This window comes from Streptomyces lushanensis, from assembly GCF_001700515.1.
GTDB classification, from domain to species: Bacteria; Actinomycetota; Actinomycetes; order Streptomycetales; family Streptomycetaceae; genus Streptomyces; species Streptomyces lushanensis.
Map to the genome: position 1 here is coordinate 21,735 of NZ_MAUD01000039.1, position 24,496 is coordinate 46,230.

At 68.6% G+C, this 24,496-nt stretch carries 29 protein-coding genes; 7 read left to right on the forward strand and 22 right to left on the reverse strand.

Going from position 1 to position 24,496, the window contains the following annotated elements; translation table 11 throughout:
* Positions 1-2 precede the first annotated feature (2 nt).
* From rplF to rpsJ, 17 genes are all read right to left on the reverse strand, one after another.
* Positions 3-542 carry a 50S ribosomal protein L6 gene (gene rplF, locus BFF77_RS03295; RefSeq protein ID WP_066943598.1) on the reverse strand — a complete coding sequence of 180 codons (540 nt, stop codon included), beginning with the start codon at positions 540-542 and terminating at the stop codon, positions 3-5.
* A 21-nt stretch (positions 543-563) separates the two neighbouring features.
* The gene (gene rpsH, locus BFF77_RS03300; protein WP_030351444.1) at positions 564-962 is read right to left on the reverse strand and encodes a 30S ribosomal protein S8; all 399 of its coding nucleotides are present in this window, start codon (positions 960-962) and stop codon (positions 564-566) included.
* A 235-nt stretch (positions 963-1,197) separates the two neighbouring features.
* Positions 1,198-1,383 (reverse strand): type Z 30S ribosomal protein S14, encoded by a 186-nt coding sequence (locus BFF77_RS03305; RefSeq protein WP_003948630.1) that lies wholly within the window; start codon positions 1,381-1,383, stop codon positions 1,198-1,200.
* Between the two features lie 2 nt (positions 1,384-1,385).
* A complete protein-coding gene (rplE, locus tag BFF77_RS03310) occupies positions 1,386-1,946 on the reverse strand; it encodes a 50S ribosomal protein L5 (RefSeq protein ID WP_030351443.1) in 561 nt (186 codons plus the stop codon).
* The gene (gene rplX, locus BFF77_RS03315) at positions 1,946-2,269 is read right to left on the reverse strand and encodes a 50S ribosomal protein L24 (RefSeq protein WP_066943600.1); all 324 of its coding nucleotides are present in this window, start codon (positions 2,267-2,269) and stop codon (positions 1,946-1,948) included. Before rplX ends, rplE begins: the two co-directional genes overlap by 1 nt.
* A 2-nt stretch (positions 2,270-2,271) precedes the next feature.
* Positions 2,272-2,640 carry a 50S ribosomal protein L14 gene (gene rplN / locus BFF77_RS03320; RefSeq protein ID WP_003974257.1) on the reverse strand — a complete coding sequence of 123 codons (369 nt, stop codon included), beginning with the start codon at positions 2,638-2,640 and terminating at the stop codon, positions 2,272-2,274.
* Positions 2,641-2,739: 99 nt separating this feature from the next.
* Positions 2,740-3,024: a 30S ribosomal protein S17 gene (gene rpsQ, locus BFF77_RS03325; RefSeq protein ID WP_066943603.1), complete on the reverse strand. Its 285-nt coding sequence runs from the start codon at positions 3,022-3,024 to the stop codon at positions 2,740-2,742.
* Positions 3,024-3,248, reverse strand: coding sequence for a 50S ribosomal protein L29 (gene rpmC, locus BFF77_RS03330; protein ID WP_046504635.1), 225 nt, complete (start codon positions 3,246-3,248; stop codon positions 3,024-3,026). Before rpmC ends, rpsQ begins: the two co-directional genes overlap by 1 nt.
* Positions 3,248-3,667 carry a 50S ribosomal protein L16 gene (gene rplP / locus BFF77_RS03335; protein ID WP_046504633.1) on the reverse strand — a complete coding sequence of 140 codons (420 nt, stop codon included), beginning with the start codon at positions 3,665-3,667 and terminating at the stop codon, positions 3,248-3,250. Before rplP ends, rpmC begins: the two co-directional genes overlap by 1 nt.
* 5 nt (positions 3,668-3,672) lie before the next feature.
* Positions 3,673-4,518, reverse strand: a complete 846-nt coding sequence (gene rpsC / locus BFF77_RS03340; RefSeq protein WP_066943605.1) for a 30S ribosomal protein S3 — start codon at positions 4,516-4,518, stop codon at positions 3,673-3,675.
* Positions 4,518-4,865 (reverse strand): 50S ribosomal protein L22, encoded by a 348-nt coding sequence (gene rplV, locus BFF77_RS03345; protein ID WP_004571827.1) that lies wholly within the window; start codon positions 4,863-4,865, stop codon positions 4,518-4,520. The genes rpsC and rplV overlap by 1 nt, the downstream gene beginning before the upstream one ends.
* A 41-nt stretch (positions 4,866-4,906) precedes the next feature.
* Positions 4,907-5,188 carry a 30S ribosomal protein S19 gene (gene rpsS / locus BFF77_RS03350; RefSeq protein ID WP_030351437.1) on the reverse strand — a complete coding sequence of 94 codons (282 nt, stop codon included), beginning with the start codon at positions 5,186-5,188 and terminating at the stop codon, positions 4,907-4,909.
* Positions 5,189-5,202: 14 nt separating this feature from the next.
* Positions 5,203-6,039: a 50S ribosomal protein L2 gene (rplB, locus tag BFF77_RS03355; RefSeq protein WP_046504626.1), complete on the reverse strand. Its 837-nt coding sequence runs from the start codon at positions 6,037-6,039 to the stop codon at positions 5,203-5,205.
* Positions 6,040-6,086: 47 nt separating this feature from the next.
* Entirely contained in the window at positions 6,087-6,404 is a 318-nt protein-coding gene (rplW, locus tag BFF77_RS03360; RefSeq protein WP_066943608.1) for a 50S ribosomal protein L23, read from the reverse strand.
* On the reverse strand, positions 6,404-7,087 hold the full coding sequence (rplD, locus tag BFF77_RS03365) for a 50S ribosomal protein L4 (protein ID WP_066943610.1): 684 nt from the start codon (positions 7,085-7,087) through the stop codon (positions 6,404-6,406). Before rplD ends, rplW begins: the two co-directional genes overlap by 1 nt.
* An 8-nt stretch (positions 7,088-7,095) precedes the next feature.
* Complete coding sequence (gene rplC / locus BFF77_RS03370; RefSeq protein WP_066943612.1) at positions 7,096-7,740, reverse strand: 50S ribosomal protein L3; 645 nt, start codon at positions 7,738-7,740, stop codon at positions 7,096-7,098.
* Between the two features lie 14 nt (positions 7,741-7,754).
* The gene (gene rpsJ / locus BFF77_RS03375) at positions 7,755-8,063 is read right to left on the reverse strand and encodes a 30S ribosomal protein S10 (protein ID WP_003948644.1); all 309 of its coding nucleotides are present in this window, start codon (positions 8,061-8,063) and stop codon (positions 7,755-7,757) included.
* Positions 8,064-8,740: 677 nt separating this feature from the next.
* On the opposite strand from rpsJ, the gene BFF77_RS03380 reads away from it, so the two are divergent.
* Positions 8,741-9,160, forward strand: a complete 420-nt coding sequence (locus BFF77_RS03380) for a DUF6010 family protein (RefSeq protein ID WP_066943614.1) — start codon at positions 8,741-8,743, stop codon at positions 9,158-9,160.
* Between the two features lie 181 nt (positions 9,161-9,341).
* Positions 9,342-10,655 (forward strand): ThuA domain-containing protein, encoded by a 1,314-nt coding sequence (locus BFF77_RS03385; RefSeq protein ID WP_066943616.1) that lies wholly within the window; start codon positions 9,342-9,344, stop codon positions 10,653-10,655.
* A gap of 273 nt (positions 10,656-10,928) precedes the next feature.
* Here the strand turns inward: BFF77_RS03385 and BFF77_RS03390 are convergent, their stop codons facing one another.
* The 5 genes from BFF77_RS03390 to rpsL form a co-directional block, all read right to left on the reverse strand.
* On the reverse strand, positions 10,929-14,138 hold the full coding sequence (locus BFF77_RS03390; RefSeq protein ID WP_066943618.1) for a glycosyl hydrolase 115 family protein: 3,210 nt from the start codon (positions 14,136-14,138) through the stop codon (positions 10,929-10,931).
* Between the two features lie 273 nt (positions 14,139-14,411).
* Positions 14,412-15,605: an elongation factor Tu gene (gene tuf / locus BFF77_RS03395; protein ID WP_046503245.1), complete on the reverse strand. Its 1,194-nt coding sequence runs from the start codon at positions 15,603-15,605 to the stop codon at positions 14,412-14,414.
* Positions 15,606-15,758: 153 nt separating this feature from the next.
* The gene (gene fusA, locus BFF77_RS03400) at positions 15,759-17,885 is read right to left on the reverse strand and encodes an elongation factor G (protein WP_066943621.1); all 2,127 of its coding nucleotides are present in this window, start codon (positions 17,883-17,885) and stop codon (positions 15,759-15,761) included.
* 38 nt (positions 17,886-17,923) lie between these two features.
* Positions 17,924-18,394, reverse strand: a complete 471-nt coding sequence (gene rpsG, locus BFF77_RS03405) for a 30S ribosomal protein S7 (protein ID WP_030742163.1) — start codon at positions 18,392-18,394, stop codon at positions 17,924-17,926.
* Positions 18,395-18,396: 2 nt separating this feature from the next.
* A complete protein-coding gene (gene rpsL / locus BFF77_RS03410) occupies positions 18,397-18,768 on the reverse strand; it encodes a 30S ribosomal protein S12 (protein WP_003948652.1) in 372 nt (123 codons plus the stop codon).
* A 373-nt stretch (positions 18,769-19,141) separates the two neighbouring features.
* On the opposite strand from rpsL, the gene BFF77_RS03415 reads away from it, so the two are divergent.
* From BFF77_RS03415 to BFF77_RS03435, 5 genes are all read left to right on the forward strand, one after another.
* Positions 19,142-19,858: a Crp/Fnr family transcriptional regulator gene (locus BFF77_RS03415; protein WP_066943622.1), complete on the forward strand. Its 717-nt coding sequence runs from the start codon at positions 19,142-19,144 to the stop codon at positions 19,856-19,858.
* A 232-nt stretch (positions 19,859-20,090) separates the two neighbouring features.
* Positions 20,091-20,750 (forward strand): hypothetical protein, encoded by a 660-nt coding sequence (locus BFF77_RS03420; protein WP_245703164.1) that lies wholly within the window; start codon positions 20,091-20,093, stop codon positions 20,748-20,750.
* 49 nt (positions 20,751-20,799) lie between these two features.
* Complete coding sequence (locus BFF77_RS36525; protein WP_066943623.1) at positions 20,800-21,063, forward strand: hypothetical protein; 264 nt, start codon at positions 20,800-20,802, stop codon at positions 21,061-21,063.
* Positions 21,060-23,225: a hypothetical protein gene (locus tag BFF77_RS03430; protein ID WP_066943625.1), complete on the forward strand. Its 2,166-nt coding sequence runs from the start codon at positions 21,060-21,062 to the stop codon at positions 23,223-23,225. The genes BFF77_RS36525 and BFF77_RS03430 overlap by 4 nt, the downstream gene beginning before the upstream one ends.
* A 95-nt stretch (positions 23,226-23,320) precedes the next feature.
* A complete protein-coding gene (locus BFF77_RS03435; protein WP_066943627.1) occupies positions 23,321-24,433 on the forward strand; it encodes a hypothetical protein in 1,113 nt (370 codons plus the stop codon).
* The last annotated feature ends 63 nt before the right edge of the window (positions 24,434-24,496 follow it).

The following is a 24,496-nucleotide window of genomic DNA, read 5'->3' on the forward strand; positions in this document are numbered from 1 at the left end:
GCTTACTTACCAGCCTTTCCGACCTTGCGGCGGATGACCTCGCCGGCGTACTTGACGCCCTTGGCCTTGTACGGGTCGGGCTTCCGCAGCTTGCGGATGTTCGCCGCGACCTCGCCGACCTTCTGCTTGTCGATGCCCTCGACGGAGAACTTCGTGGGCGACTCGACCTTGAAGGAGATGCCTTCGGGCGCCTCGATGAGGATCGGGTGGCTGTAGCCCAGGGCGAACTCCAGGTTGGAGCCCTTCGCCTGGACGCGGTAACCGACACCGCTGATCTCGAGCGCCTTGACGTATCCCTGGGTCACGCCGGTGATCATGTTCGCCACCAGCGTGCGGGACAGGCCGTGCAGGGCCTTGTTCTGACGCTCGTCGTTCGGGCGCGACACCGTGAGGATGCCGTCCTCGCCCTTGGTGACCTCGATCGGCGCGGCGACGGTGTGCGAGAGGGTGCCCTTGGGGCCCTTCACCGCGACCGTGCGGCCATCGATGGTGACGTCCACACCAGCGGGAACCTGGATGGGGAGCTTGCCGATTCGCGACATGAGCTGTTCCTCCGTTCCCGATTACCAGACGTAGGCGAGGACTTCCCCACCTACGCCCTTCTTGCTGGCCTGCTGCCCGGTCAGGAGACCGTGGGACGTGGAGATGATCGCCACGCCCAGGCCGCCCAGGACCTTCGGCAGATTGGTGGACTTCGCGTACACACGCAGACCCGGCTTGGAGATGCGCTTGATGCCGGCGATCGAGCGCTCGCGGTTCGGGCCGAACTTCAGCTCCAGGACGAGGTTCTTGCCGACCTCGGCGTCCTCGACCTTCCAGCCGGTGATGAAGCCCTCCTGCTGGAGGATCTCCGCGATGTGCGACTTGATCTTGCTGTGCGGCATCACGACATCGTCGTGGTACGCCGAGTTCGCGTTGCGCAGACGCGTGAGCATGTCTGCGATGGGATCAGTCATGGTCATGAATTGGCCTTCGGCCTCTCTCGCCGGGGTTTCCTGTATGCGCCATCCCTCTCCCCGGTCGAGCCGGGACGGGTGCGGTGCGGGGACCTACGGCGTAGTAAGCATTACTGAGCGGGCTCGGCCCGCGTGCATTGATGGTCGGCGGGCGCCCAACCCCGCAAGCCTACGGCATTTCGGGGAGGGCGCTCACCGGCCAACTGCTTACCGAGAGTCCTGGGTCGTTCCCTCGCGGGAACTACCAGGAGCTCTTGGTCACGCCCGGCAGCTCGCCGCGGTGGGCCATCTCACGGAGGCACACGCGGCACAGGCCGAACTTGCGGTAGACGGAGTGGGGACGGCCGCAGCGCTGGCAGCGGGTGTAACCGCGCACGCCGAACTTCGGCTTGCGGGCGGCCTTAGCGATCAGAGCCTTCTTCGCCACGGTCAGTTCTCCTTGAACGGGAAGCCGAGGTGACGAAGGAGGGCACGACCCTCGTCGTCGTTGGTCGCCGTGGTGACCACGGTGATGTCCATGCCCCGGACCCGGTCGATCTTGTCCTGGTCGATCTCGTGGAACATGACCTGCTCCGTGAGACCGAAGGTGTAGTTGCCACGGCCGTCGAACTGCTTCGGCGACAGACCGCGGAAGTCACGGATACGCGGCAGCGCGAGCGACAGCGTACGGTCCAGGAACTCCCACATACGGTCACCACGGAGGGTGACGTGGCAGCCGATCGGCTGGCCCTCACGCAGCTTGAACTGCGCGATGGACTTGCGTGCCTTGGTGACGGACGGCTTCTGGCCGGTGATCGTGGTGAGGTCCTTGATGGCACCCTCGATCAGCTTGGAGTCGCGGGCGGCGTCGCCCACACCCATGTTGACCACGATCTTGACGAGGCCGGGGATCTGCATGACGTTCTCGTACGAGAACTCCTCACGCAGCTTGCCGGCGATCTCCTCGCGGTAGCGCAGCTTCAGACGCGGCGCGGTAGTGGTCGCAGTCATCAGATGTCCTCACCGGTCCGCTTGGCAACGCGGATCTTGTTGCCCTCGTCGTCAAAGCGGTAGCCGACGCGGGTGACGACCTTCTTGCCGTCCTTCTCCACGACGAGCTGCACATTGCTGACATGGACGGGGGCCTCGGTGGTGACGATGCCGCCGGTCTGCGAACCGCGGGCCGTCTGACCGGCCTTGGTGTGCTTCTTGACCCGGTTGACACCCTCGACGAGAACGCGGTCCTCACGGGGATAGGCCACGATGACCTTGCCCTGCTTGCCCTTGTCCTTGCCGGTGATGACCTGGACCAGATCGCCCTTCTTGATCTTCATGCTTACAGCACCTCCGGAGCGAGCGAGATGATCTTCATGAACTTCTTCTCGCGCAGCTCACGGCCCACCGGGCCGAAGATACGGGTGCCACGAGGGTCGCCGTCGTTCTTCAGAATGACGGCGGCGTTCTCGTCGAAGCGGATGTACGAGCCGTCCGGACGGCGGCGTTCCTTCACGGTGCGAACGATGACCGCCTTGACGACGTCACCCTTCTTCACGTTGCCACCGGGGATCGCGTCCTTGACGGTGGCGACGATGACGTCACCGATGCCCGCGTAGCGGCGACCCGAGCCACCGAGAACACGGATGGTGAGAATTTCCTTCGCACCCGTGTTGTCGGCGACACGCAGTCGCGACTCCTGCTGGATCACGTCTATCTCCTGATCGTCTGCCGGTTCCCCGGGGGCCGATCACTCGGCCCCCGGAGCCTGGCGGAACTGTTCCGAGGAGGAACTCCCCCTCGGAGGGGTTTACTTGGCCTTCTCGAGGATCTCGACGATGCGCCACCGCTTGGTGGCGGACAGCGGCCGGGTCTCCATCAGGAGGACGCGGTCGCCGATGCCGGCGGCGTTCTGCTCGTCGTGCGCCTTGAGCTTGTTGGTACGGCGGATGACCTTGCCGTACAGCGCGTGCTTGACACGGTCCTCGACAGCGACGACGACGGTCTTGTCCATCTTGTCACTGACGACCAGGCCCTCACGGGTCTTGCGGAATCCGCGGTCGCTCGTGGTCTCGGTCACGTTGTTCTCAGTCATCAGGCGCTCTCCACCGTCTCGATGCCCAGCTCGCGCTCACGCATCAGGGTGTAGATCCGCGCGATGTCCTTACGGACGAGCTTCAGCCGCCCGTGATTCTCGAGCTGGCCGGTCGCCGCCTGGAAGCGGAGATTGAACAGCTCTTCCTTGGCCTCGCGGAGCTTGTTGACCAGCTCCTCGTCGCCCAGCTCGCGCAGTTCGGACGCCTTGGTCACGGCCGCCATCACGCCTCACCTGCCTCGCGCCGAACGATCCGGCACTTCATCGGAAGCTTGTGAGCAGCGCGGGTAAGCGCCTCACGCGCAATCTTCTCGTTCGGGTAGGACAGCTCGAACATCACCCGGCCGGGCTTGACGTTCGCGATCCACCACTCGGGGGAGCCCTTACCGGAACCCATGCGGGTCTCGGCGGGCTTCTTGGTGAGCGGACGGTCCGGGTAGATGTTGATCCAGACCTTGCCGCCACGCTTGATGTGACGGGTCATCGCGATACGAGCGGCCTCGATCTGACGGTTCGTCACATAGGCCGGAGTCAGCGCCTGGATGCCGTACTCGCCGAACGAGACCTGGGTGCCGCCCTTGGACATACCGCTGCGCTTGGGGTGGTGCTGCTTGCGGTGCTTGACCCTACGGGGGATCAGCATGTCGGTCAGGCCTCCGTTCCACCGGTAGAAGAGGACGTCGCCTCAGCGGCCGGCGCGGCGGTGGCGTCGGCCTTGGGGGCCTCGGCTCCCGGGTTCTGCGGCTTGCGGCCACGGCCGCCACGCTCGCCACCACGGCCACCGCGGCCGGCGGGACGGTCGTTGCCGCCGCCACGGGCCGGACGGTTGCCGGCGCGGGCCGCGGCGTTCTCGGCACGCACCTCGGCGATGTTCTTGACGTCGCCCTTGTAGATCCAGACCTTCACACCGATACGGCCGAAGGTGGTCTTGGCCTCGAAGAAGCCGTAGTCGACGTTCGCACGGAGCGTGTGCAGGGGCACACGGCCCTCGCGGTAGAACTCCGAGCGGGACATCTCGGCGCCGCCGAGACGGCCGCCGCACTGGATCTTGATGCCCTTGGCGCCGGCCTTCATCGTCGACTGCATGCTCTTGCGCATGGCACGACGGAAGGAGACACGCGAGGAGAGCTGCTCGGCCACGGCCTGGGCCACGAGCTGAGCGTCCACCTCGGGGTTCTTGACCTCAAGGATGTTGAGCTGGACCTGCTTGCCGGTCAGCTTCTCCAGCTCGCCGCGGATACGGTCGGCCTCGGCGCCGCGGCGGCCGATGACGATGCCCGGACGAGCGGTGTGGATGTCCACGCGGACGCGGTCACGGGTGCGCTCGATCTCGACCTTCGAGATGCCGGCCCGCTCCATGCCCTTCGTCATCATGCGACGAATGGCGACGTCTTCCTTGACGTAGTCCTTGTACAGCTTGTCGGCGTACCAACGGGACTTGAAGTCCGTGGTGATACCGAGCCGGAACCCATGCGGGTTAACCTTCTGGCCCATTACCGGGTTCCTTCCTTGCTGCTGACGACCACGGTGATGTGGCTGGTCCGCTTACGGATCCGGTAGGCACGGCCCTGGGCACGCGGCCGGAACCGCTTCAGGGTCGGACCTTCGTCCACGTACGCCTCGCTGATGACCAGCGAAGAGGCGTCGGTGTGGTCGTAGTTGTGCGCGGCGTTGGCAATGGCGCTGTCCAGCACCTTGCCGACCGGCACGCTCGCGGCCTGCGGGGCGAAACGCAGGACCGCCTGAGCCTCCGTGGCGTCCATGCCACGGATGAGGTCCACCACGCGGCGGGCCTTCATGGGCGTGACGCGGATGTACCGCGCCTGGGCCCTGGCTTCCATGGTTGTCCCTTCGGTGTAAGTCATAGTCGTTCCACCCCGCGTTAGCGGCGCTTCGACTTCCGGTCGTCCTTGACGTGGCCGCGGAAGGTGCGAGTCGGCGAGAACTCACCGAGCTTGTGGCCGACCATGGACTCGGTGACGAACACCGGGACATGGATCTTGCCGTTGTGCACCGCGATCGTGTGGCCCAGCATGGCCGGGACGATCATCGAGCGACGGGACCAGGTCTTGATGACGTTCTTGGTGCCTGCTTCGTTCTGGACATCCACCTTCTTGATCAGGTGGTCGTCGACGAAGGGCCCCTTCTTGAGACTGCGCGGCATCTGAAAACCCGCTCCTAGCGCTTCTTGTTCGTCTTGCGGCGGCGGACGATGTACTTGTTGCTCGCCTTCTTGGGAGAACGAGTACGACCCTCCTTCTGACCCCACGGGCTGACCGGGTGGCGACCACCGGAGGTCTTGCCCTCACCACCACCGTGCGGGTGGTCGACCGGGTTCATGGCCACACCGCGGACGGTCGGGCGGACGCCCTTCCAGCGCATACGGCCGGCCTTGCCCCAGTTGATGTTCGACTGCTCGGCGTTGCCGACCTCGCCGATGGTGGCGCGGCAGCGGACGTCGACCAGCCGGATCTCACCGGACGGCATACGGAGGTGGGCCATGGAGCCCTCCTTCGCCAGCAGCTGCACGGAGGCACCCGCGGAGCGGGCGAACTTCGCGCCGCCGCCGGGCCGCAGCTCGATGGCGTGGATGGTCGTACCGACCGGGATGTTGCGCAGCGCCAGGTTGTTGCCGGGCTTGATGTCGGCGGTCGGGCCGTTCTCGACACGGGCGCCCTGCGCCAGGCCGCGCGGCGCGATGATGTAGCGCTTCTCGCCGTCGGCGTAGTGCAGCAGCGCGATGCGCGCGGTGCGGTTCGGGTCGTACTCGATGTGCGCGACCTTGGCGGGCACGCCGTCCTTGTCGTGCCGACGGAAGTCGATCACACGGTAGGCGCGCTTGTGGCCACCGCCCTGGTGGCGGACGGTCACACGACCGGCGTTGTTACGGCCGCCCTTGCTGTGCAGCGGGCGGACCAGCGACTTCTCCGGCGTGGACCGCGTGATCTCGACAAAGTCGGCGACGCTGGAGCCACGACGGCCCGGGGTCGTCGGCTTGTACTTGCGGATACCCATTTCTCAGTCCTCGGAAGATTCCGGACTTCTGAACGATCCAGCCCCCGTCAGGAGGCCGGGCCGCCGAAGATGTCGATACGGTCGCCCTCAGCGAGGGTCACGATGGCGCGCTTGGTGTTGGCTCGCTTGCCGAAACCGGTGCGGGTGCGCTTGCGCTTGCCCTGGCGGTTGATCGTGTTGACCCCGGCGACCTTGACCGAGAAGACCGCTTCCACGGCCTGCTTGATCTGGGTCTTGTTGGCGTGGGGCGCGACGATGAACGTGTACTTGTTCTCGTCGAGCAGCGCGTAGCTCTTCTCGGAGACCACGGGCTTGACGAGGATGTCACGCGGGTCCGTGTAGGTCTTGCTGGTGACCTCGGCCATCAGGCTTCGCTCCCTTCGGTGTCGTCATCGGCGCCGGAGGCGTGGACGGCCTTGGACGGGCCGGACACGAAGGACTCGAAGGCGGCCTGGGTGAAGACCACGTCCTCGGAACGGATCACGTCGTACGTGTTGAGCTGGCCCGGCGCGAGGATGTGCACCTCGGGCAGGTTGCGGGCGGACAGCCACGCGGCCTCGTCGCTGCGCTCGGCGACCAGGAGCAGGTTCTTGCGCTCCGAGATCTTGCCGAACAGCGTCCTGGCGGCCTTCGTGGACACATCGCCGTCGACCACGCCGGAGACGACGTGGATACGGGAGTGACGGGCCCGGTCGGTGAGGGCACCGCGCAGGGCGGCGGCCTTCATCTTCTTCGGGGTCCGCTGCGAGTAGTCACGCGGCACGGGGCCGTGGACGACGCCACCGCCGGCGAACTGCGGAGCGCGGGTCGAACCCTGACGGGCGCGGCCGGTGCCCTTCTGGCGGTACGGCTTCTTGCCACCGCCGCGGACCTCGCCACGGGTCTTGGTCTTGTGCGTGCCCTGACGGGCGGCGGCGAGCTGGGCGACCACGACCTGGTGGATCAGCGGAATGCTGACCTTCGCGTCGAAGATCTCCGCGGGGAGCTCGACGGTCCCGGCCTTCTCACCCGCCGGCGAAAGGATGTCGATGCTGGTTGGAGTGCTCATCGGTAACCTCAGGCCCCCTTGGCCGCGGTACGGACCAGGACGAGGCCGCCGTTCGGACCAGGAACCGCGCCCTTGATCAGGAGCAGGCCCTTCTCCGCGTCAACGGCGTGAACGGTCAGGTTCTGGGTGGTGACCCGCTCGTTGCCCATGCGGCCCGCCATGCGGAGGCCCTTGAACACACGGCCCGGGGTGGCGCAGCCACCGATGGAACCGGGAGAGCGGTGCTTGCGCTGGGTGCCGTGACCGGCGCCGAGGCCCTTGAAGTTGTGACGCTTCATGACACCGGCGAAGCCCTTGCCCTTGCTCTTGCCCGTGACGTCGACCTTGACGCCGGACTCGAACACGGCGGCGGTGACCTCCTGGCCGAGCGTGTACTCGCCGGCGTCGGAGGTGCGCAGCTCCACCAGGTGGCGGCGCGGGGTCACGTCGGCCTTGGCGAAGTGGCCCTTGAGGGGCTTGTTCACCTTGCGCGGGTCGATCTCGCCGAAGGCGATCTGGACCGACTCGTAGCCGTCGGAGTCATTCGTACGGACCTGGGTAACGACACAGGGCCCGGCCTTGACGACGGTCACCGGGACGACACGGTTGTTCTCGTCCCAGACCTGGGTCATGCCGAGCTTCTCGCCCAGGACACCCTTGATCTGCTTTGCCATCTCTTCCGCGCCTCTCAGAGCTTGATCTCGATGTCGACGCCGGCCGGAAGGTCCAGGCGCATCAACGAGTCAACGGTCTTGGGCGTCGGGTCGAGGATGTCGATCAGGCGCTTGTGCGTGCGCATCTCGAAGTGCTCGCGCGAGTCCTTGTACTTGTGCGGCGACTTGATGACGCAGTACACGTTCTTCTCAGTGGGCAGCGGCACCGGGCCCGCGACCGACGCACCAGTACGCGTCACCGTCTCGACGATCTTCTTCGCCGATGAGTCGATGACCTCGTGGTCGTAGGCCTTGAGCCGGATGCGGATCTTCTGTCCCGCCATGGCTGCTTCGTAGTCCTGTCTCTCGTAACGCTCTGGAACCTGGTGACCTTGCGCTGCTCCGACCCACGCGGTCGGGCGTGTCGCATCCCCTCTATTCAGAACTCCCGAAGGATTTCCCTGCCGAGGGGGCGCGGCCCGAGTCCGCTGAGCCGGTCACAGGCCGCACACGCGTGCACTGGTCACCGGGCGCCTGGTCGGAGCCCCGCTGACACTTCCCGGAAGATTCCCGTACGTCCGCCCCAGCGCTGCCCGTAAGGCAGTTGGGACGACGAGTACTGTGGGACTCGCTTCCGGTCCTCCCGGCGGGAGGCGCGCAACATCGGCACTCAACCGAGCAACCTGGCTAGTGTGCCATAGCGGCCAGGGCCATGGCCAATCGAGCCGGAAAGCGTACCCCACGGCGGCGACGGCCAATCCCTGCGCGCGCCGGACAGGGAATCGGCCCCGGCTCCGGCGGTACCGGGAGGGGTCCCGCGGGCCGCCGGGGAGCCCCGCCGGGCCGGTCACGCGCGGCGGTCGCGGCGGCACGGTCGCGGCGGCACGGGTGCGGCCCGGCGGCGAGAACCCGTCGGAAGCTGTCGGTCACGCCCCTGGGGGGCGAACGGGCACGGCCCTAGCGTGGTGAGCCGTCCGCGCGCCGGTCCGGTCGCGCCACCCACCCCGGAGAAGGCACACACATGCAGTACCTCCCGCCGATCGGCATCGGCGTCCTCTACGCCCTGCTGATGTCCCTGGTCCGCGAACCGCACCGCCGGCGCCTCAACGCGGTCATGGTCGCCGGTGCGGGCGCCGCCTACCTCGGCGGTGGCGGCCTGGGCGGCTGGGAGTTCGCGTTCACCGCGCTCGTCACCTACGTCGCCTTCCGCGGCCTGGACTCATGGACCTTCATCGGCGTCGGCTGGCTGCTGCACACCGTCTGGGACGTGGTCCACCATCTCAAGGGCAGCCCCCTGATCCCCTTCGCCGACACCTCGTCGCTGGGCTGCGCGATCTGCGACCCGGTCATCGCGCTGTGGTGCCTGTACGGCGGCCCGTCACCGCGCGAACTCCTCCGCGCCAGGCGCACCGCGGCGCCCCGGGACCCTGCCGTCCCGTGAGGCCCCCGGTCCGCACCCGCGTCCGAACATTGGTCCATACCAGGACCTTGACGTGGCGTGAGTTCACTTCTTAAATCACGAGCGGACCGTATGCGTGAACACATGTCAGATACATGACACAAATTGCCCTCGCGCATCCCCCCACCCCCCACCGTCGGCAGAAGAAGGGATCGTCCCCGCGATGACCACGATCAGAGACAGGGACCGCCTGAGGAGCGTCGGTGTACGACTCCTCGCGCTGCTCGCCGTACTCCTCGGCCTGACCGCCGCTCCCGCCGCCCACGGCGCCGTTCAGAAGGCGAACGCCGCGGCGCCGTTCAACGTGCTGGCGTTCTACAACGGCACCTGGGACGACGCCCACATCAGCTTCGTCCGGGAGGCCAACACCTGGTTCCCCCAGCAGGCCGCCGCCAACAACTTCTCGTACACGGCGACCAACAACTGGAACCAGCTCACGAACATCACCAAGGACCAGTACCAGGTGGTGCTCTTCCTCGACGACGCGCCGCAGACGGCGGCCCAGCGGTCGGGCTTCGAGCGGTACATGCGCAGCGGCGGGGCCTGGATGGGCTTCCACGTGTCCGCGTTCACCACCAACGCCGGCGGCTGGTCCTGGTACTACAACGACTTCCTCGGATCCGGGAACTTCAAGTCGAACACCTGGGGTCCGACGACCGCGACGCTCAAGGTCGAGGACCGCACGCATCCCACGACCGTGGGCCTGCCCGGTACGTTCACCTCGTCGGTCAGCGAGTGGTACAGCTGGACCAACGACCTCAGGACCCGGTCGAACATCAAGATCCTCTCGTCGGTCGACCCGGTGAGCTTCCCGCTCGGTACGGACCCCAACCAGTCCTGGTACAGCGGCTACTACCCGATCATGTGGACCAACACGGGCTACAAGATGATCTACGCCAACTTCGGGCACAACGCCATGAACTACAGCACGGGTCAGACGCTCTCCTCCACCTTCGGCAGCGCGACCCAGAACCGTTTCGTCCTCGACAGCCTCAAGTGGCTCGGTACGGGCGAGGGCGGCAACCCGACGCCGCCGGGACCGATCAACGAGTCCGCCTGGTACGCGCTGGTGAACGCCGGCAACAACCTGTGCGTGGACGCCCGCGCCGCGGCGACCGCGAACGGCACGGCGATCCAGCAGTACACCTGCAACAGCACCCTGGCCCAGCAGTACCAGATCCGCTCCACGGACAGCGGCTTCTCCCGCATCGGACCGCGCGCCAACGCGGCGCAGGCCGTCGACGTCACCGATGTCTCGACCGCCGACAACGCCCCGATCCAGCTCTGGAACTACACCGGCGGCCTGAACCAGCAGTGGCAGGCGGTCGCGGAGGCGCCCGGCCGCTATCACTTCACGGCCCGCCACAGCGGCAAGTGCCTGAGCGCCCCGGCCACCACCGCTTCCGGCACCCAGCTCATCCAGCGCCCGTGCAACGGCTCGGCGGCCCAGTCGTTCCAGCTCGTGCAGCAGCCCTGACCCCGGCCGCCCCCTCTCCGGGCCCGCGTATCCCCCGTCCGGGCGATACGCGGGCCCGAACCGTCACCGCCCGCCGGGACCCATGGCTCGTTGGCATGAGTGGCAAGGCTTCGCCTGCGCGGCAGAGCGGCCGGGCCGTCAGAGACAGGAGCGAGGGACATGACGATCGCCCCCGATCACGCACGGTGTGACGCCCTCCGGTACCAAGCGATGCGCGACATCGTTGAACGGATACAGGACAGCGTTCCTGGGCACCGAGGCCCGTCCGCCCGTTCAGCCCGCCCGGTAGCTCTCCGGCGGGCCCAGGTAGGTCGTCGGCAGGCTGCCCGTGTCGATCAGCAGGCGTTGCAGGACCACCGTCGGGTCCACCATCCAGAAGGTGAGGCGGTGGCGGCCCGCACGCGGGAGGGTGTGGCGGGTGGCCGTGCGGTTGACGTTGTCCGAGGTGTGGCGCGCCCACTGCGGGTTCATGGTCCCGTCGTCCGCGCCCGTCGCCGCGATGATGTCGACCACCCGCGGGACCTCGTCGTCGAAGGACACCGCGTACCGCAATCCCTCTGCCGGCAGCGCCGGGTTGCGGGGTGAGACGTACGCCCAGACCGTGACCGGCCCGGAGGCCAGCAGGCTCAGCTCGTACTCCAGCCGGGGCGAGCCGCCGCCGCGCCGCGGGGTCCGGCTCGCGGCCGTGACCGGGAAGGGTGTCATGCCCGCGCCCGTACGCCCGATGCCCTCGATCCGCTGCCAGTGCACACCGTCGGCGTCGATCGCGCGGGTGGCGTGCTCCGCGTCGATCGCGACATAACCGCCCGCCTCCACGAAGCCGTTGACGCCCGCGAGGCCGTCGAGGAGCCGCCGGTGGTCGATCACCGCCGTCACCGGGACCGCCGTGCCCTCCGGCCCGTACACCACGATCTCCGCCTCCGTCCGGCCGCGCGGCGCCCGCGACCAGTCCACCCGCAGCGTCGCCCGTATCTGCTGACCGACCTGGCCCCGCGGGCGGTCGACGGTGATCCAGGGCACGGACGGCACGATGCGGTAGCCGAACGGGCTCAGGCCCCGGTTGAAGACCTCGATGTACTGGGCGGGGCAGGTCTGGTACGGGCTGAACTCGGGCAGCACCGCCCGGCTCCCCGACCCCGGCCACCACTCCCCCGAGCCGTCCACCGCCACGCCCAGCCGCGCCTCCTGGGGCAGCTCGATACGGCGGACGGCGGGGAACAGTTCGTCGGGCAGGGCGACATTGTCCCGCTCCGGCTGCTGCCAGGGCGCGTTCGGACCGTACCGCTCGACGTCCCCGTACCCGATGTGCGGCTGGGTCTGGAAACCCCGCCACTTGCCGCCCGCGATCCGGCTGTTGAAGCGCTCGGCCAGGGCGAAGTCCTCGGCGAGCCCGGCCTCGGCGGCGGCGGCGCGGTCGTTGGTGGCGGCGCGGCCCTGCCGGGCGTAGAGCAGGCCGGTGAACTCGGCCTCGCGCAGCGCGTAGAGATTGGCGGTGGCCTGGATCGCGTATCCGGCGAGTTCGTACCACGCGTCCTGGTCGGCCGCCGGCAGACGCCGGGCGATCCGGTCGGCGTCCTCGGCGAGTCGCCGCCAGTCCTCGGTGACCCGCTCCAGCTCGCGGTGGGCGGTGAGCGAGAACGGGGTGGCCCGGTCGTCGTAGACCACCGCCGAGGAGTCGGTGGCCGGGTCCTTCGCCGGGTCCAGGGTGATCCTGCGGTTGAGCAGTTCGGGCTTGCGGCGGGACTGGAGCCGGCCGTACGCCGCCAGCACGGAGGCGATCGCGGCGGCCCGCGCCTCACCGAAGTTCTGCCGGGCGTAGTGCCGTTCCCACTCGGGCAGCTCGGCGAGCGTCCAGCGGTCCGGGTTCCAGGCGTAGTCGAGGAAGAACTGGGTCGGCAGCTCATTGCCCTTGAGATCACCCACATTGGTGACCCAGAGACGGTCGTTCCCGTACGCGACGGCCTGGTGCAGCTGGTCCCACATGTTCGGCAGGGAGGTGGTGTCGACCCATTTGTAGTTACGGCCGAGACCCACATAGTCGAAGTGGTAGTAGAGGCCGTAGCCGCCGGCGCGGGCGGGCTCGGCCGGGTCGGGGTGCTTGCGGATGTTGCCCCAGTTGTCGTCGGTGAGGACGACGGTGACATCGTCGGGCGCGCGCAGTCCGCGGTCCCAGTAGTGCTGGACCTCCTTGTAGAGGGTCCACACCTGCGGCACCGAGGCGGGGCCGCCGGCGGCCGAGGCGGCCGGCTCGCCGCCCAGGACCTCCGCCAGGATCCGCCGCTGCGCCGCGATGATCTCCCGCATCAGCTCGATGCCGTCGCCGTCCGGCAGACTCGTGTCGCCGTTGCCGCGCATGCCGAGCGTGACCACGCCCTCGAAGTCCTGCTCGGCCATGCGCCGGATCCCCTCGGCCCAATAGGCCTTGATCGCCTCGGCGTTGCGGAGGAAGGACCACTCGCCGGTGCCGCCGTACGGGTCGTGCCCGGGGGTGACGACGGCGCCGCCGCTGTCGCGTACGGCGGGGACGGCGTGCCGGTTCCACTCCTCGATGCCCCGCATCATCGGAGCCTCATGGGACGTGCCCATGACAATTCCGTATTCCTTGGCGCGGGCGTGATTGAGCGGATCGTCCTCGGCGAAGGCGCGCCCCCACACCGCGGGCCACAGATAGTTCGCCTTGAGGCGCAGCATGACCTCGAAGACCTTGGCGTAGAAGCCGGCGTTGAAACCGCCGGGGAAGCCCTCGGCCCTGCCGGGTCCGAAGTAGGCCGGGGCCCAGGTGCCGAGCGCCGGGTTCTCGTCGTTGATGAAGATCCCGCGGTACTTCACGGCGGGCGTGCCCTGGGTATGGCGGCCGGGGAGGACATACAGCGCGTCGCGGCGGACCGGCCGTACGTCGTCCCACCAGTACCAGGGCGAGACTCCGATGCCGAGGGAGACGTCGTACACCCCGAAGATCGTGCCGCGCTGGTCGCTGCCCGCCACCACGAACGCGCGGTCCACTCCCGGCAGCGGGTGCTCGACCACGGTCTGGAGCGAGGTCTCCCAGGCGCCCTCGATCCCGCTGACGTCGAGCTTTCCGGCGGCGATCAGGCCGTCGACCAGGGGCGAGCGGCCGATCGTACCGACGAGGGTGATCTCGCGACGGCCTCCCGGGACACCCCGCGCGCCGAGGTCGGGGCGTACTCCGGTGACCCGCTCGATGTCGTCCCGCAGATCACCCACCGCCCGTACCACCCCGGGGTGGTCGTCGGCGCTGACCACGAGCGGCGCCGCGCGCCCCGACCGTACGAGCGGGAAGGAGCCGGTCCTCGGGGTGAAGGAGATGTACGCGCCCGGGTCCGTGGGCCTCGCGCCCCCTCCGGGGACGGCCGCGGCGGCGGGGCCCGCCGCAGCGAGTCCGACCACCGCCCCCGCCCCGATCCCGATCCCGGTGCCGAGAACGGCTCTGCGGCTGGGCTCGCGCGGGACAGCACTCCCCATGGCACCCATGAATCTCCTCCAGTCGCCGACGCCGCTCGATGGCGTCTCCGCCGTCTGCCGTCTCTGCATACTGGATCGGAGAATTCCCCGAAACAATGGGCATGCACGCTCGAAACTTTTTCGAAGCCCTGCCCCGGAACCGTCCCGGAGCCCCCGGGGGCCGCCCCGGAGCCCGGCCGGGTACGGCAGAGGACCCCCGCGGGCACGACAAAGGCCCCGCACCACCGTCCTCGTCGGACGGAATGCGGGGCCTTCGCGGACCAGGTCGGTGGACTACTTGTTGATCTTGGTGACCTGGCCGGCGCCGACGGTCCGGCCACCCTCACGGATGGCGAACTTGAGGCCCTCCTCCATGGCGACCGGCTGGATCAGCTCGACCGTCATGACGGTGTTGTCGCCCGGCATGACCATCTCGGTGCCCTCGGGGAGGGTCACCACGCCGGTCACGTCCGTGGTACGGAAGTAGAACTGCGGGCGGTAGTTGTTGAAGAAGGGGGTGTGACGGCCACCCTCGTCCTTCGACAGGATGTAGGCCTGGGCCTCGAAGCTGGTGTGCGGCGTGACCGAACCCGGCTTGATGATGACCTGGCCGCGCTCGACGTCCTCGCGCTTGATGCCACGGAGGAGCAGACCGACGTTCTCACCGGCCTGGCCCTCGTCGAGCAGCTTGCGGAACATCTCGATGCCGGTGACCGTGGTGGTGGTCTTCTCGGTCTTGATACCGACGATGTCGACGGTCTCGTTGACCTTGAGGACACCACGCTCGATACGGCCGGTGACGACGGTGCCACGACCGGTGATCGTGAAGACGTCCTCGATCGGCATCAGGAACGGCTTGTCGACGTCGCGCTCGGGCTGCGGGATCGCCTCGTCGACGGCGGCCATCAGGTCCAGGACCGTCTGGCCCCACTCCTTGTCGCCCTCGAGCGCCTTGAGCGCCGAGACCTTGACGACCGGCAGGTCGTCGCCCGGGAACTCGTACTCGGAGAGAAGCTCACGGACCTCGAGCTCGACGAGCTCCATGATCTCCTCGTCGTCCACCATGTCGGCCTTGTTCAGGGCGACGACGATGTACGGCACGCCGACCTGGCGGGCCAGGAGCACGTGCTCCTTGGTCTGCGGCATCGGGCCGTCGGTGGCGGCGACCACGAGGATGGCGCCGTCCATCTGCGCCGCACCCGTGATCATGTTCTTGATGTAGTCCGCGTGACCGGGGCAGTCGACGTGGGCGTAGTGACGCGACTCGGTCTGGTACTCGACATGCGCGATGGAGATGGTGATACCGCGCTGGCGCTCCTCAGGAGCCTTGTCGATCTGGTCGAAGGCCGAGGCCTCGTTCAGGTCCGGGTACGCGTCATGCAGCACCTTGGTAATGGCGGCCGTGAGGGTCGTCTTACCGTGGTCGATGTGACCGATGGTGCCGATGTTGACGTGCGGCTTAGTCCGCTCGAACTTCGCCTTCGCCACTGGGGTCCTCCTGTGGAGTGGTTCTGTACGCCTTACTCATCGGCGCCAGGTGATCTTTGCTGGGATGCCGGGGCCCGGGGCGCTCCCGCCGTGATCCGGCGGGAACGTCCCAGGGCTTCCCGGTGACAAGCCTAAAGCGTGAGCTCGGGAGAGTTACTCGCCCTTGGCCTTCGCGATGATCTCCTCGGCGACGTTCCGCGGAACCTCGGCGTAGGAGTCGAACTGCATCGAGTAGCTTGCGCGACCCGAGGTCTTGCTTCGGAGGTCTCCGACATAGCCGAACATCTCCGAGAGCGGCACCAGGCCCTTGATGACCCGGGCACCGGCCCGCTCCTCCATGGCCTGGATCTGGCCACGGCGGGAGTTGATGTCGCCGATCACATCGCCCATGTAGTCCTCGGGCGTGGTGACCTCGACGGCCATCATCGGCTCCAGGAGCACGGGGGACGCCTTGCGAGCACCCTCCTTGAACGCCTGCGAACCGGCGATCTTGAACGCCAGCTCGGAGGAGTCGACCTCGTGGTACGCACCGTCGAGCAGTGTGATACGTACGCCGGTCATCTCGTAACCGGCCAGGATGCCGAACTGCATGGCTTCCTGAGCACCCGCGTCGACCGAAGGGATGTACTCCTTCGGGATGCGGCCACCGGTGACCTTGTTCACGAACTCGTACGAGGCGTCGCCGCCCTCGATCGGCTCGATCGAGATCTGCACCTTGGCGAACTGGCCGGTACCACCGGTCTGCTTCTTGTGGGTGTAGTCCACCCGCTCGACGGCCTTGCGGATCGTCTCACGGTAAGCGACCTGCGGCTTGCCGACGTTCGCCTCGACGCGGAACTCGCGCTTCATACGGTCGACCAGGACCTCGAGGTGAAGCTCGCCCATACCGCCGATGACGGTCTGGCCGGTCTCCTCGTTGGTGTGCACCTGGAAGGAGGGGTCCTCCTCCGCGAGCCGCTGGATGGCGACACCCAGCTTCTCCTGGTCACCCTTGGACTTGGGCTCGATCGCGACCTCGATGACCGGCGCCGGGAAGTCCATGGACTCCAGGATCACCGGGTTCTTCTCGTCGCACAGCGTCTCACCGGTGGTGGTCTGCTTCAGGCCCATCACGGCGACGATGTCGCCGGCGCCCACCGCCTCGATCTCCTCACGCTTGTTCGCGTGCATGCGGTAGATCTTGCCGATGCGCTCCTTGCGGCCCTTCACGGAGTTCAGCACGGCGGTGCCGGACTCCAGACGGCCGGAGTACACACGGACGAAGGTGAGCTTGCCGAGGTGCGGGTCGCTCATGATCTTGAACGCCAGCGCCGACAGCGGCTCGTCGTCCGAGGGCCTGCGCTTGACGACCAGCTCCGCGTCCTTGATGTCGTGGCCCTCGATGGCCTCGACGTCCAGGGGCGACGGCAGGTAGCGCACGACCGCGTCGAGCAGGGGCTGAACGCCCTTGTTCTTGAACGCGGTTCCGCAGAACACCGGGGTGACGGTGGTGTCGTTGGACTTGCCCGACGCGATCGTGATGCGGCGGATGGCGGCGTAGAGCTGCTCCACGGAGGGCTCGACGCCCTCCAGGTACAGCTCCATCAGCTCGTCGTCGTTCTCGGAGACGACCTCGAGCAGCTTGCCGCGCCACTCCTCGGCCGCCTCGGTGTGCGTGGCCGGGATGTCGACGATGTCGTACATCTCGCCCTTGGCGGCCTCGGCGGACCAGACGAGGGCCTTCATCGTCACGAGGTCGACGACACCCTTGAAGTCCATCTCGGCACCGATCGGAAGCTGCATGACGATCGGGGTCGCGCCGAGGCGGTCCGAGATCATGTCGACGCAGCGGTGGAACTCCGCGCCGGTCCGGTCGAGCTTGTTGACGAAGCAGATACGGGGCACGCCGTAGCGGTCGGCCTGACGCCACACCGTCTCCGACTGCGGCTCCACACCCGCGACACCGTCGAACACGGTGACGGCACCGTCGAGCACGCGGAGCGAACGCTCCACCTCGACCGTGAAGTCCACGTGACCGGGGGTGTCAATGATGTTGATGGTGTGGTCGACGTCCTCGAGCGGCCAGTGACAGGTGGTCGCGGCGGACGTGATCGTGATGCCGCGCTCCTGCTCCTGCTCCATCCAGTCCATCGTGGCAGCGCCGTCGTGGACCTCACCGATCTTGTAGCTCACACCGGTGTAGAACAGGATGCGCTCGGTGGTCGTCGTCTTGCCCGCGTCGATGTGGGCCATGATCCCGATGTTGCGGACCTTGGCCAGGTCAAGCGAAGTGGTGGCCATGAGGCTCAATCTTCTCTCGGTCTCGATGGGGGTAGCGACTACCAGCGGTAGTGCGCGAAGGCCTTGTTGGACTCGGCCATCTTGTGCGTGTCCTCACGCTTCTTGACCGAGGCGCCGAGACCGTTGGAGGCGTCGAGCAGCTCGTTCATGAGGCGTTCGGTCATGGTCTTCTCGCGACGGGCGCGGGAGTAACCCACGACCCAGCGGAGTGCGAGGGTGGCGGCACGACCGGGCTTGACCTCGATCGGCACCTGGTAGGTGGCACCACCGACACGGCGGGACTTGACCTCAAGCGTGGGCTTGACGTTCTCAAGCGCGCGCTTCAGCGTGATGACCGGGTCGTTGCCGGTCTTCTCGCGGAGACCTTCCATCGCGCCGTACACGATCCGCTCGGCGGTGGAACGCTTGCCGTTGAGCAGGATCTTGTTGATCAGCGAGGTGACAAGAGGAGAACCGTAGACCGGGTCGATGATGACCGGGCGCTTCGGGGCAGGGCCCTTACGAGGCATTCTTACTTCTCCTTCTTGGCGCCGTAGCGGCTGCGGGCCTGCTTGCGGTTCTTGACACCCTGGGTGTCGAGGGAGCCGCGGATGATCTTGTAACGAACACCAGGCAGGTCCTTCACACGGCCACCTCGCACGAGCACGATGGAGTGCTCCTGAAGGTTGTGTCCCTCACCCGGAATGTAGGCCGTGACCTCGATGCCGGAGGTCAGACGCACACGCGCGACCTTCCGGAGGGCCGAGTTCGGCTTCTTCGGGGTGGTCGTGAACACACGCGTGCAGACACCGCGACGCTGAGGGGAACCCTCGAGCGCGGGCGTCTTGTTCTTCTCGACCTTGTCCTGCCGGCCCTTCCGGACCAGCTGCTGGATCGTAGGCACTACTTCTCCGGTTTCTGTGTGCCGTTAGTACAACTAACCTGGAACGACTCCGACCCACGCGGTCGGGTGTGTCGAATGCTGCAATGACCCCGCCGAAGGCGAGGAAGGCGCAGATCACGGTGGCCGATACTCGAACTCGCCATGCGGTTGAAGACACGCACAGGAGCCCAGGCACACCCCAGGCACAAGGTCTGAGCGTACCTACCTCATCGACTCCGGTCAAAACAAATGCCCTGGACCAGACACGCCGTACGGCGGAGGGAAAGGCACCACGCCGGGATTCCCGCTTTCCCGGGGTAAACCGGCCGTTCTTCCTGCATGTACCCGTCACCTTCAGTAGCTTGTCCTGTTCATCAGGACGATCGGGGAGCCCATGTCTGTATCGGAATTACCCGGTGACGCGGGTCTGGACGACCGCGTTCCCTTTCTGGCCCGGCTGGAGCGTGAGGACCGGGCGGCGCTGCTGGCGCTGGGCAGCGCCCTCCGCTTTGTCCCCCGTACGCCTCTCATCCATCAGCACGAACCGTCCACCCATGTCCTGCTCATCCTGCACGGCTGGACGAAGGTGACGGCCTCGGCCGCCAACGGGTACGAGGCACTGCTCGCCCTGCGCGGTCCCGGCGACATCGTCGGCGAGTCCGCGGCGCTCACCGGGCGGGTACGGGCGGCCACCGTGACCGCGCTGGAACCGGTGGAGGCGGTCGCGGTCGAACACGACCGGTTCCGGGAATACCTCGCGGGTTCACCGCAGGTTTCCCTGAAATTGCTCGGACTCACCGCCGACCGCACCAGGGCCGCGGACCGGCGGCGGCTGGAATTCGGTTCGATGAGCGTCCGGGAGCGCTTCGCCGTGCTGCTGCTCGATCTGGCGCGCACGCACGGACGGCGCACGGAGGAGGGCATCGAACTCTCCGTACCGCTCAGCAAGCAGGAACTGGCCGGATCGGTCGGCGCCTCGCGGGAGATGGTGCAACGGCTGCTCAAGGACCTGCGGGACCGGCAGGCGGTGGTCACGGGCCGGCGGACGATGCTGATCCTGCGGCCGGAGGTGCTCCGGCAGATCGCGCGCTCGGGACCGGGCGCGCCGTAGCGGTCCGCCCTGCCAGCCCTGCCCACGCCGTCCGCCCTGTCCACGGCGTCCGCCCACGCTGTCCGCGCCGTCCCCGGTTTCCGCGCTCTCCACGGTCACTCTGTGCGAGCGCGGGCATCGCCCGGGTGACTCTGTGCACACGGTCACACTTCCAGTGCGTCATCCGCCCTCACCACAGGGAGCGCTCCGGCACCACGCTGCTGCACCACGGCATCCCACCGAGAGGCGCAGCATGACCGACCCTGTGAGCCGCACGATTCTGCTGCTCGACATCGAGAAGTACAGCGACCGCGACGATGTGGAGCAGTCCTATCTGCGCCGCATGCTCTACGACATCGCGGACCGCGCCCTGGAGGCGGCCGGCATCGACGAGCCGCGGCGGCGGCGTGCGGACCGCGGCGACGCCGTGATGGAGCTCATCGACGCGAACGCCTCGGTCGCCAGGCTGCTCCGGGCCCTGCTGACCGAGGTGCCCGCGCAGTTGAGGGCGACCAACAGGATGGCCTCGAGCTCCGCGCAGATCCGGTTGCGGGCGGTCCTCGCGACCGGCTATGTGGCGATCGACGGACACGGCGGATGGGTCGGCTCCGACCTCAACCACGCGTGCCGGCTGCTCGACGCCGAACTGCTGCGGGAGGCCCTGCGCGAGCGGTCCGACGACTTCGTCCTCTGTGTCTCCGAGCCGGTGCACGCCGGGATCGTGCGCCATGAGTACGCCGGTATTCCGGCGAGCGACTTCCATCCCGTCACGGTCGGCAGCAAGAACGGGCCGCTGCCGGCCTGGCTGCACGGTCCGGTGCCGAAGGGGGCGGCCACCGGGTCGGGGACCGGCGCCGGGCGGTACAGGGGGCCGCCAGGCGCCGGCTTCCACCGAGGGCGGCGGGGCCGGTGAGGGCGGTGACGGCACGGCGGCGACCGACGCGAGGGCGGTCGCTCCGCCTGTGAGCCCCGCGCCCGCCGGTCCCGCGCCCATCAGCCCCGCGCCCGGCCCCCAGTTCTTCGGCGGCTCCCCGTCCTTCGGCGGCAGTCTGGTCATGGGCGACCAGACCGGTGTCTCGGGGGGCCGGGTCGGCGGCGATGTCGTCATGGGCGGAAGCACGGGCCCACGCACGGCCCCGTACACGGCCCCACCGGCGGACACGGCCCCCGGCGCCGGCACAGGCCCGGACTCCGACCCGTCCGCCGACCGAGGTGAGCGGTCATGATCCCGCAGGCCCCGCCCGCCGCGCCGGGTCCCGGCCCGGTCCCCGCTCCCGCCGCCCCGGCGGACCAGCAGTCGCCGCATCAGCCGCAGCCGGCCGGTGACGGCGAGCGCCCCGAGGAGGAGGAGCACGCACAGGAGGCGCGTGCCGCCCAGCGTGAACTCTTCGCCCACGCGCCGGAGTTCATGCTCCGATCCACCGCGTTCGGCGGTTCCTATGTCGCGGGCGCCCAGCACGGCGTCTCCGGCGGGCATGTCGGCCGTGACGTGATCATGGGCAGCAAGACCGAGATCCACCACCACGGCCCGTCGGGGCTCGGCCCCGAGAACCCCTCCGGAGAGATCTCCCGCGACGAACTCGACCGCCTCGCCGAGGTGTTCGTCGAGGGCGACCCGGAGTTCTTCGAGGCGGCCCTGCGCCGGCTCCGTACCGAGCGGGTTCTCGTCCTGTCGGGTGCGCACTCGACCGGCCGGCGTGCCGCCGCCTGGATGCTGCTCCACCGGCTGGGCGTCACGGCCGTACGCGACCTCGATCCCGAGACACACCCGAAGTCGCTCGCCGCCGGGCTCGCCGACGCCGGAGGCCATGTGCTCTGCGATCTCTCGCTGTCCCGCAACAGACCGCTGCGCGACATCCACATACGTGCCGTGCGCGAGCAGCTCGCCAAGCGCGACAGCTATCTGGTGATCACCGTACGGGACCGGTCGTACGTCCACGCCGTCACCACCTGTGCCTGGCGGGCCCCTGCCTCGGCCGACGTCCTGCGGGCCCATCTCACCCGGCACACGGCCGCGACCGCCGGCACCGCCGACGAGGTCGAGCGGCTGCTCGGCCTCGCACCGGTACGGGACTTCCTCGCCCAGGGCCACCAGCGGCTCGCCGAGGTGGCCGCCCTCGCGGCGGACCTCGCCGCGTACGACGGCAGTGAGCGGGCCCGCGAGGCCCTGGCCGGATTCAGCCGGGCCACCGTGGAGCAGCAGTGCCGGGAATGGCTCACCGACACCACGCTCTCCCTCCGGGACAAGGCGTTCCTGATCTCCCTGGCCGTGTTCGACCGGGCGCCCTATGTCCTCGCCGCCGAGCTGGGCGATCTGCTCTTCGTACGGTTCCAGCAGCTCAACCATCCCGACGAGCCCGCCGAGATCCCGGTCTTCGGCCCTTCCGTCGCCGACCGGCTGCATCTGGCACGGGCCCGGGGCGAGCAGCGCGACGAGCAGACGGAATGGGGCCAAGTGCCCCAGTACATGGCCGAGTTCCGGGAGAGCCGCACCGCGCGGACCCTGCTCGGCGATGTGTGGACCGCCCATCCGTCCGCCCGGCCCGCCCTGGTGGAGTGGCTCAAGGATCTCGCCCGCGACGGCCGGCCCCTGGTGCGGACCCGGGCCGCCGCCGCAACCGCGCTGCTCGCGGAGGCGGATCTGCCGTCCACCGTCGCGCTGCTGATCGACGGCTGGGCCACCTCACGAGGTCCGGGTGCCCGGCTGATGGCCGCGAACACCCTGACCCTGGCCCATCTCACCGGGGCGCCCGCCGTGCCCCGGCTGCTCGGCCAGTGGTGCGCGGACGCACACGGCGCCCGTCGCTGGACGGCCGTCCGCGCCTTCGCGCTGCTCGCTCCGGTCAGTCCCGAACTGGTGGGGCCCGCCCTCGACGCGCTGGCCGCGCGGGCCGCCGACGACGAGAGCGGCGAGGCGGAGAGGGAGCATCTCTTCCGGTCCACGACGCTGCTGCTGTCCGCGGGCCGCCGCGCCGACATGCTCTCCGAGCTGGTACGGCTCCTCCAGCGGGACTCCCCCGCCGTCCGGACCCTGGCGCTCACCGCGTTCACCCGCTCCTGCGCCACGGTCGACGAGGACAGCCTCCTGGAGTGGTACGCCGACAACGGCACCGCCGAACCCGACGGAAGGCGTGATCTCGCCACGCTCTGGCGCACGGCCCTGGGCGATCTCTCCCACACCCGGGACGCGCTGGAGTCGCTGCGGGCCTGGGTGCGCGCGGCCGACCGGCGCCCGGATGTGGAGGGCGCGCTCGCCGCGCTGCTGCCGGAGCTGGTCCGTACCGCGGCCGATCAGCAGCGGCTGAGCCATCTGCTGCGCACGCTGCGCGGTGCGGACGGCGGGCCGCCGCCGGGGGCCGCCGCACGGCTGCTGGCCGTCCTCACCTGACCGTACTCACCCCGCACCCCGCACCCCGCGTCCCGCATCCCGCTCACCCCGCCCGCTCCGCCCGCGGACCGGGAGCACCGAGGAGTTGAATCACCATGGCGGACTTCCGCCGGCAGCCGGAATGGCAGCAACAGGTCGACCGGCACAGCCAGTTGAGAGACCCGGTCCTCACCGTCCGGCCGATCTCGCGCTTCGAGTACACCGCCCGCAAGCCGGTCACGCCGATCGACCACGCGCTGGTCTTCGTCACCGCCAAGGGCGCCTACGACACCTATCTCCCGCCGCACCGGCCGAGTCGCTCGGACGCGGCGAGCCGCTGGTACACCTCGGTGTACGAGGTGGACATGGGAAACCATCCCGTACGGCTGGAACTGGAGCTGCCCAGCGACGACGACGCGTTCTCCTTCGGCGCCACCGCGGACCTGACCTGGCGGGTCGCCGATCCGGCGCACTATGTGGCCGGCGGCGAGCGGGACGTACCGACCCGGCTGGAACGGGAGTTCCACCAGCTCGCGCGGCCGGTGAGCCGGGGCTTCTCCATCGAGAAGAGCCGGGAAGCCGAGATCGCGGTGCGGCAGGCGCTGGAGGACGGCGGCTTCGCGGCGGGCATCGGCCTCCAGGTGACCTGCGCCGTACGGCTGCGGCTGGACGACGAGGCGATCGCGCACCGGCGGCGCAGGCGGAGCCTGGAGTACGAGCGGGAGATGCTGGCCCCGGAGCACGAGTTCCAGCTCCAGCAGGCACACCAGGCGCATGAACTGGAGCTGCTGCGGGCCGAGCAGCAACGGCAGTTGATGACGGAGAAGATCAACTTCTATCAGTACCACCTTCAGCACGGCGGAGTCGCCGCCTGGGCGCTGCATCTGGCCGCGCATCCGGAGGACACCCGGCTGGCCATGACCAGCATGCGGCAGGAGCAGCTCGCCCTGGTGCACAGCCAGCTGGAGCTGCTGAACAGCGAGCAGTTGGAGGACTACCAGAAGGCGGAACCCGCGAGGCAGGCGCTCAGGACGGTGTCCGAGCTGATGCGCCAGCAGATGCCGGACCTGGCGGGCGGGGCCGGCCGGCCGGCCCCGGCGGACCAGCCGGGCGCACTGCCCGCCGGGCCCGCCGGCGCCGACGCCCGACCGGCTCCGCAGCCGCCGCACCCGGGGACGCCGCCCGGGACACCGCCCACGACGCCCGGTGAGGGCGGCGGTCCCGTATGACCGACCCCTCGCCGCTCACCCCCGCGAAACCGCTCGCCGAGCGGCTGCTCACCGAGTTACGGG

Excerpts from the sequence above, each read along its gene's own strand:
- rplF (WP_066943598.1), bottom strand. The coding sequence starts at position 542 with ATGTCGCGAATCGGCAAGCTCCCCATCCAGGTTCCCGCTGGTGTGGAC.
- rpsH (WP_030351444.1), bottom strand. The coding sequence starts at position 962 with ATGACCATGACTGATCCCATCGCAGACATGCTCACGCGTCTGCGCAAC.
- rplE (WP_030351443.1), bottom strand. The coding sequence starts at position 1,946 with ATGACTGCGACCACTACCGCGCCGCGTCTGAAGCTGCGCTACCGCGAG.
- rplX (WP_066943600.1), bottom strand. The coding sequence starts at position 2,269 with ATGAAGATCAAGAAGGGCGATCTGGTCCAGGTCATCACCGGCAAGGAC.
- rpsQ (WP_066943603.1), bottom strand. The coding sequence starts at position 3,024 with ATGACTGAGAACAACGTGACCGAGACCACGAGCGACCGCGGATTCCGC.
- rpmC (WP_046504635.1), bottom strand. The coding sequence starts at position 3,248 with ATGGCGGCCGTGACCAAGGCGTCCGAACTGCGCGAGCTGGGCGACGAG.
- rplP (WP_046504633.1), bottom strand. The coding sequence starts at position 3,667 with ATGCTGATCCCCCGTAGGGTCAAGCACCGCAAGCAGCACCACCCCAAG.
- rpsC (WP_066943605.1), bottom strand. The coding sequence starts at position 4,518 with ATGGGCCAGAAGGTTAACCCGCATGGGTTCCGGCTCGGTATCACCACG.
- rplV (WP_004571827.1), bottom strand. The coding sequence starts at position 4,865 with ATGGAAGCCAGGGCCCAGGCGCGGTACATCCGCGTCACGCCCATGAAG.
- rpsS (WP_030351437.1), bottom strand. The coding sequence starts at position 5,188 with ATGCCGCGCAGTCTCAAGAAGGGGCCCTTCGTCGACGACCACCTGATC.
- rplB (WP_046504626.1), bottom strand. The coding sequence starts at position 6,039 with ATGGGTATCCGCAAGTACAAGCCGACGACCCCGGGCCGTCGTGGCTCC.
- rplW (WP_066943608.1), bottom strand. The coding sequence starts at position 6,404 with ATGGCCGAGGTCACCAGCAAGACCTACACGGACCCGCGTGACATCCTC.
- rplD (WP_066943610.1), bottom strand. The coding sequence starts at position 7,087 with ATGAGCACTCCAACCAGCATCGACATCCTTTCGCCGGCGGGTGAGAAG.
- rplC (WP_066943612.1), bottom strand. The coding sequence starts at position 7,740 with ATGGCAAAGCAGATCAAGGGTGTCCTGGGCGAGAAGCTCGGCATGACC.
- rpsJ (WP_003948644.1), bottom strand. The coding sequence starts at position 8,063 with ATGGCGGGACAGAAGATCCGCATCCGGCTCAAGGCCTACGACCACGAG.
- BFF77_RS03380 (WP_066943614.1), top strand. The coding sequence starts at position 8,741 with ATGCAGTACCTCCCGCCGATCGGCATCGGCGTCCTCTACGCCCTGCTG.
- BFF77_RS03385 (WP_066943616.1), top strand. The coding sequence starts at position 9,342 with ATGACCACGATCAGAGACAGGGACCGCCTGAGGAGCGTCGGTGTACGA.
- BFF77_RS03390 (WP_066943618.1), bottom strand. The coding sequence starts at position 14,138 with ATGGGGAGTGCTGTCCCGCGCGAGCCCAGCCGCAGAGCCGTTCTCGGC.
- fusA (WP_066943621.1), bottom strand. The coding sequence starts at position 17,885 with ATGGCCACCACTTCGCTTGACCTGGCCAAGGTCCGCAACATCGGGATC.
- rpsG (WP_030742163.1), bottom strand. The coding sequence starts at position 18,394 with ATGCCTCGTAAGGGCCCTGCCCCGAAGCGCCCGGTCATCATCGACCCG.
- BFF77_RS03415 (WP_066943622.1), top strand. The coding sequence starts at position 19,142 with ATGTCTGTATCGGAATTACCCGGTGACGCGGGTCTGGACGACCGCGTT.
- BFF77_RS03420 (WP_245703164.1), top strand. The coding sequence starts at position 20,091 with ATGACCGACCCTGTGAGCCGCACGATTCTGCTGCTCGACATCGAGAAG.
- BFF77_RS03430 (WP_066943625.1), top strand. The coding sequence starts at position 21,060 with ATGATCCCGCAGGCCCCGCCCGCCGCGCCGGGTCCCGGCCCGGTCCCC.
- BFF77_RS03435 (WP_066943627.1), top strand. The coding sequence starts at position 23,321 with ATGGCGGACTTCCGCCGGCAGCCGGAATGGCAGCAACAGGTCGACCGG.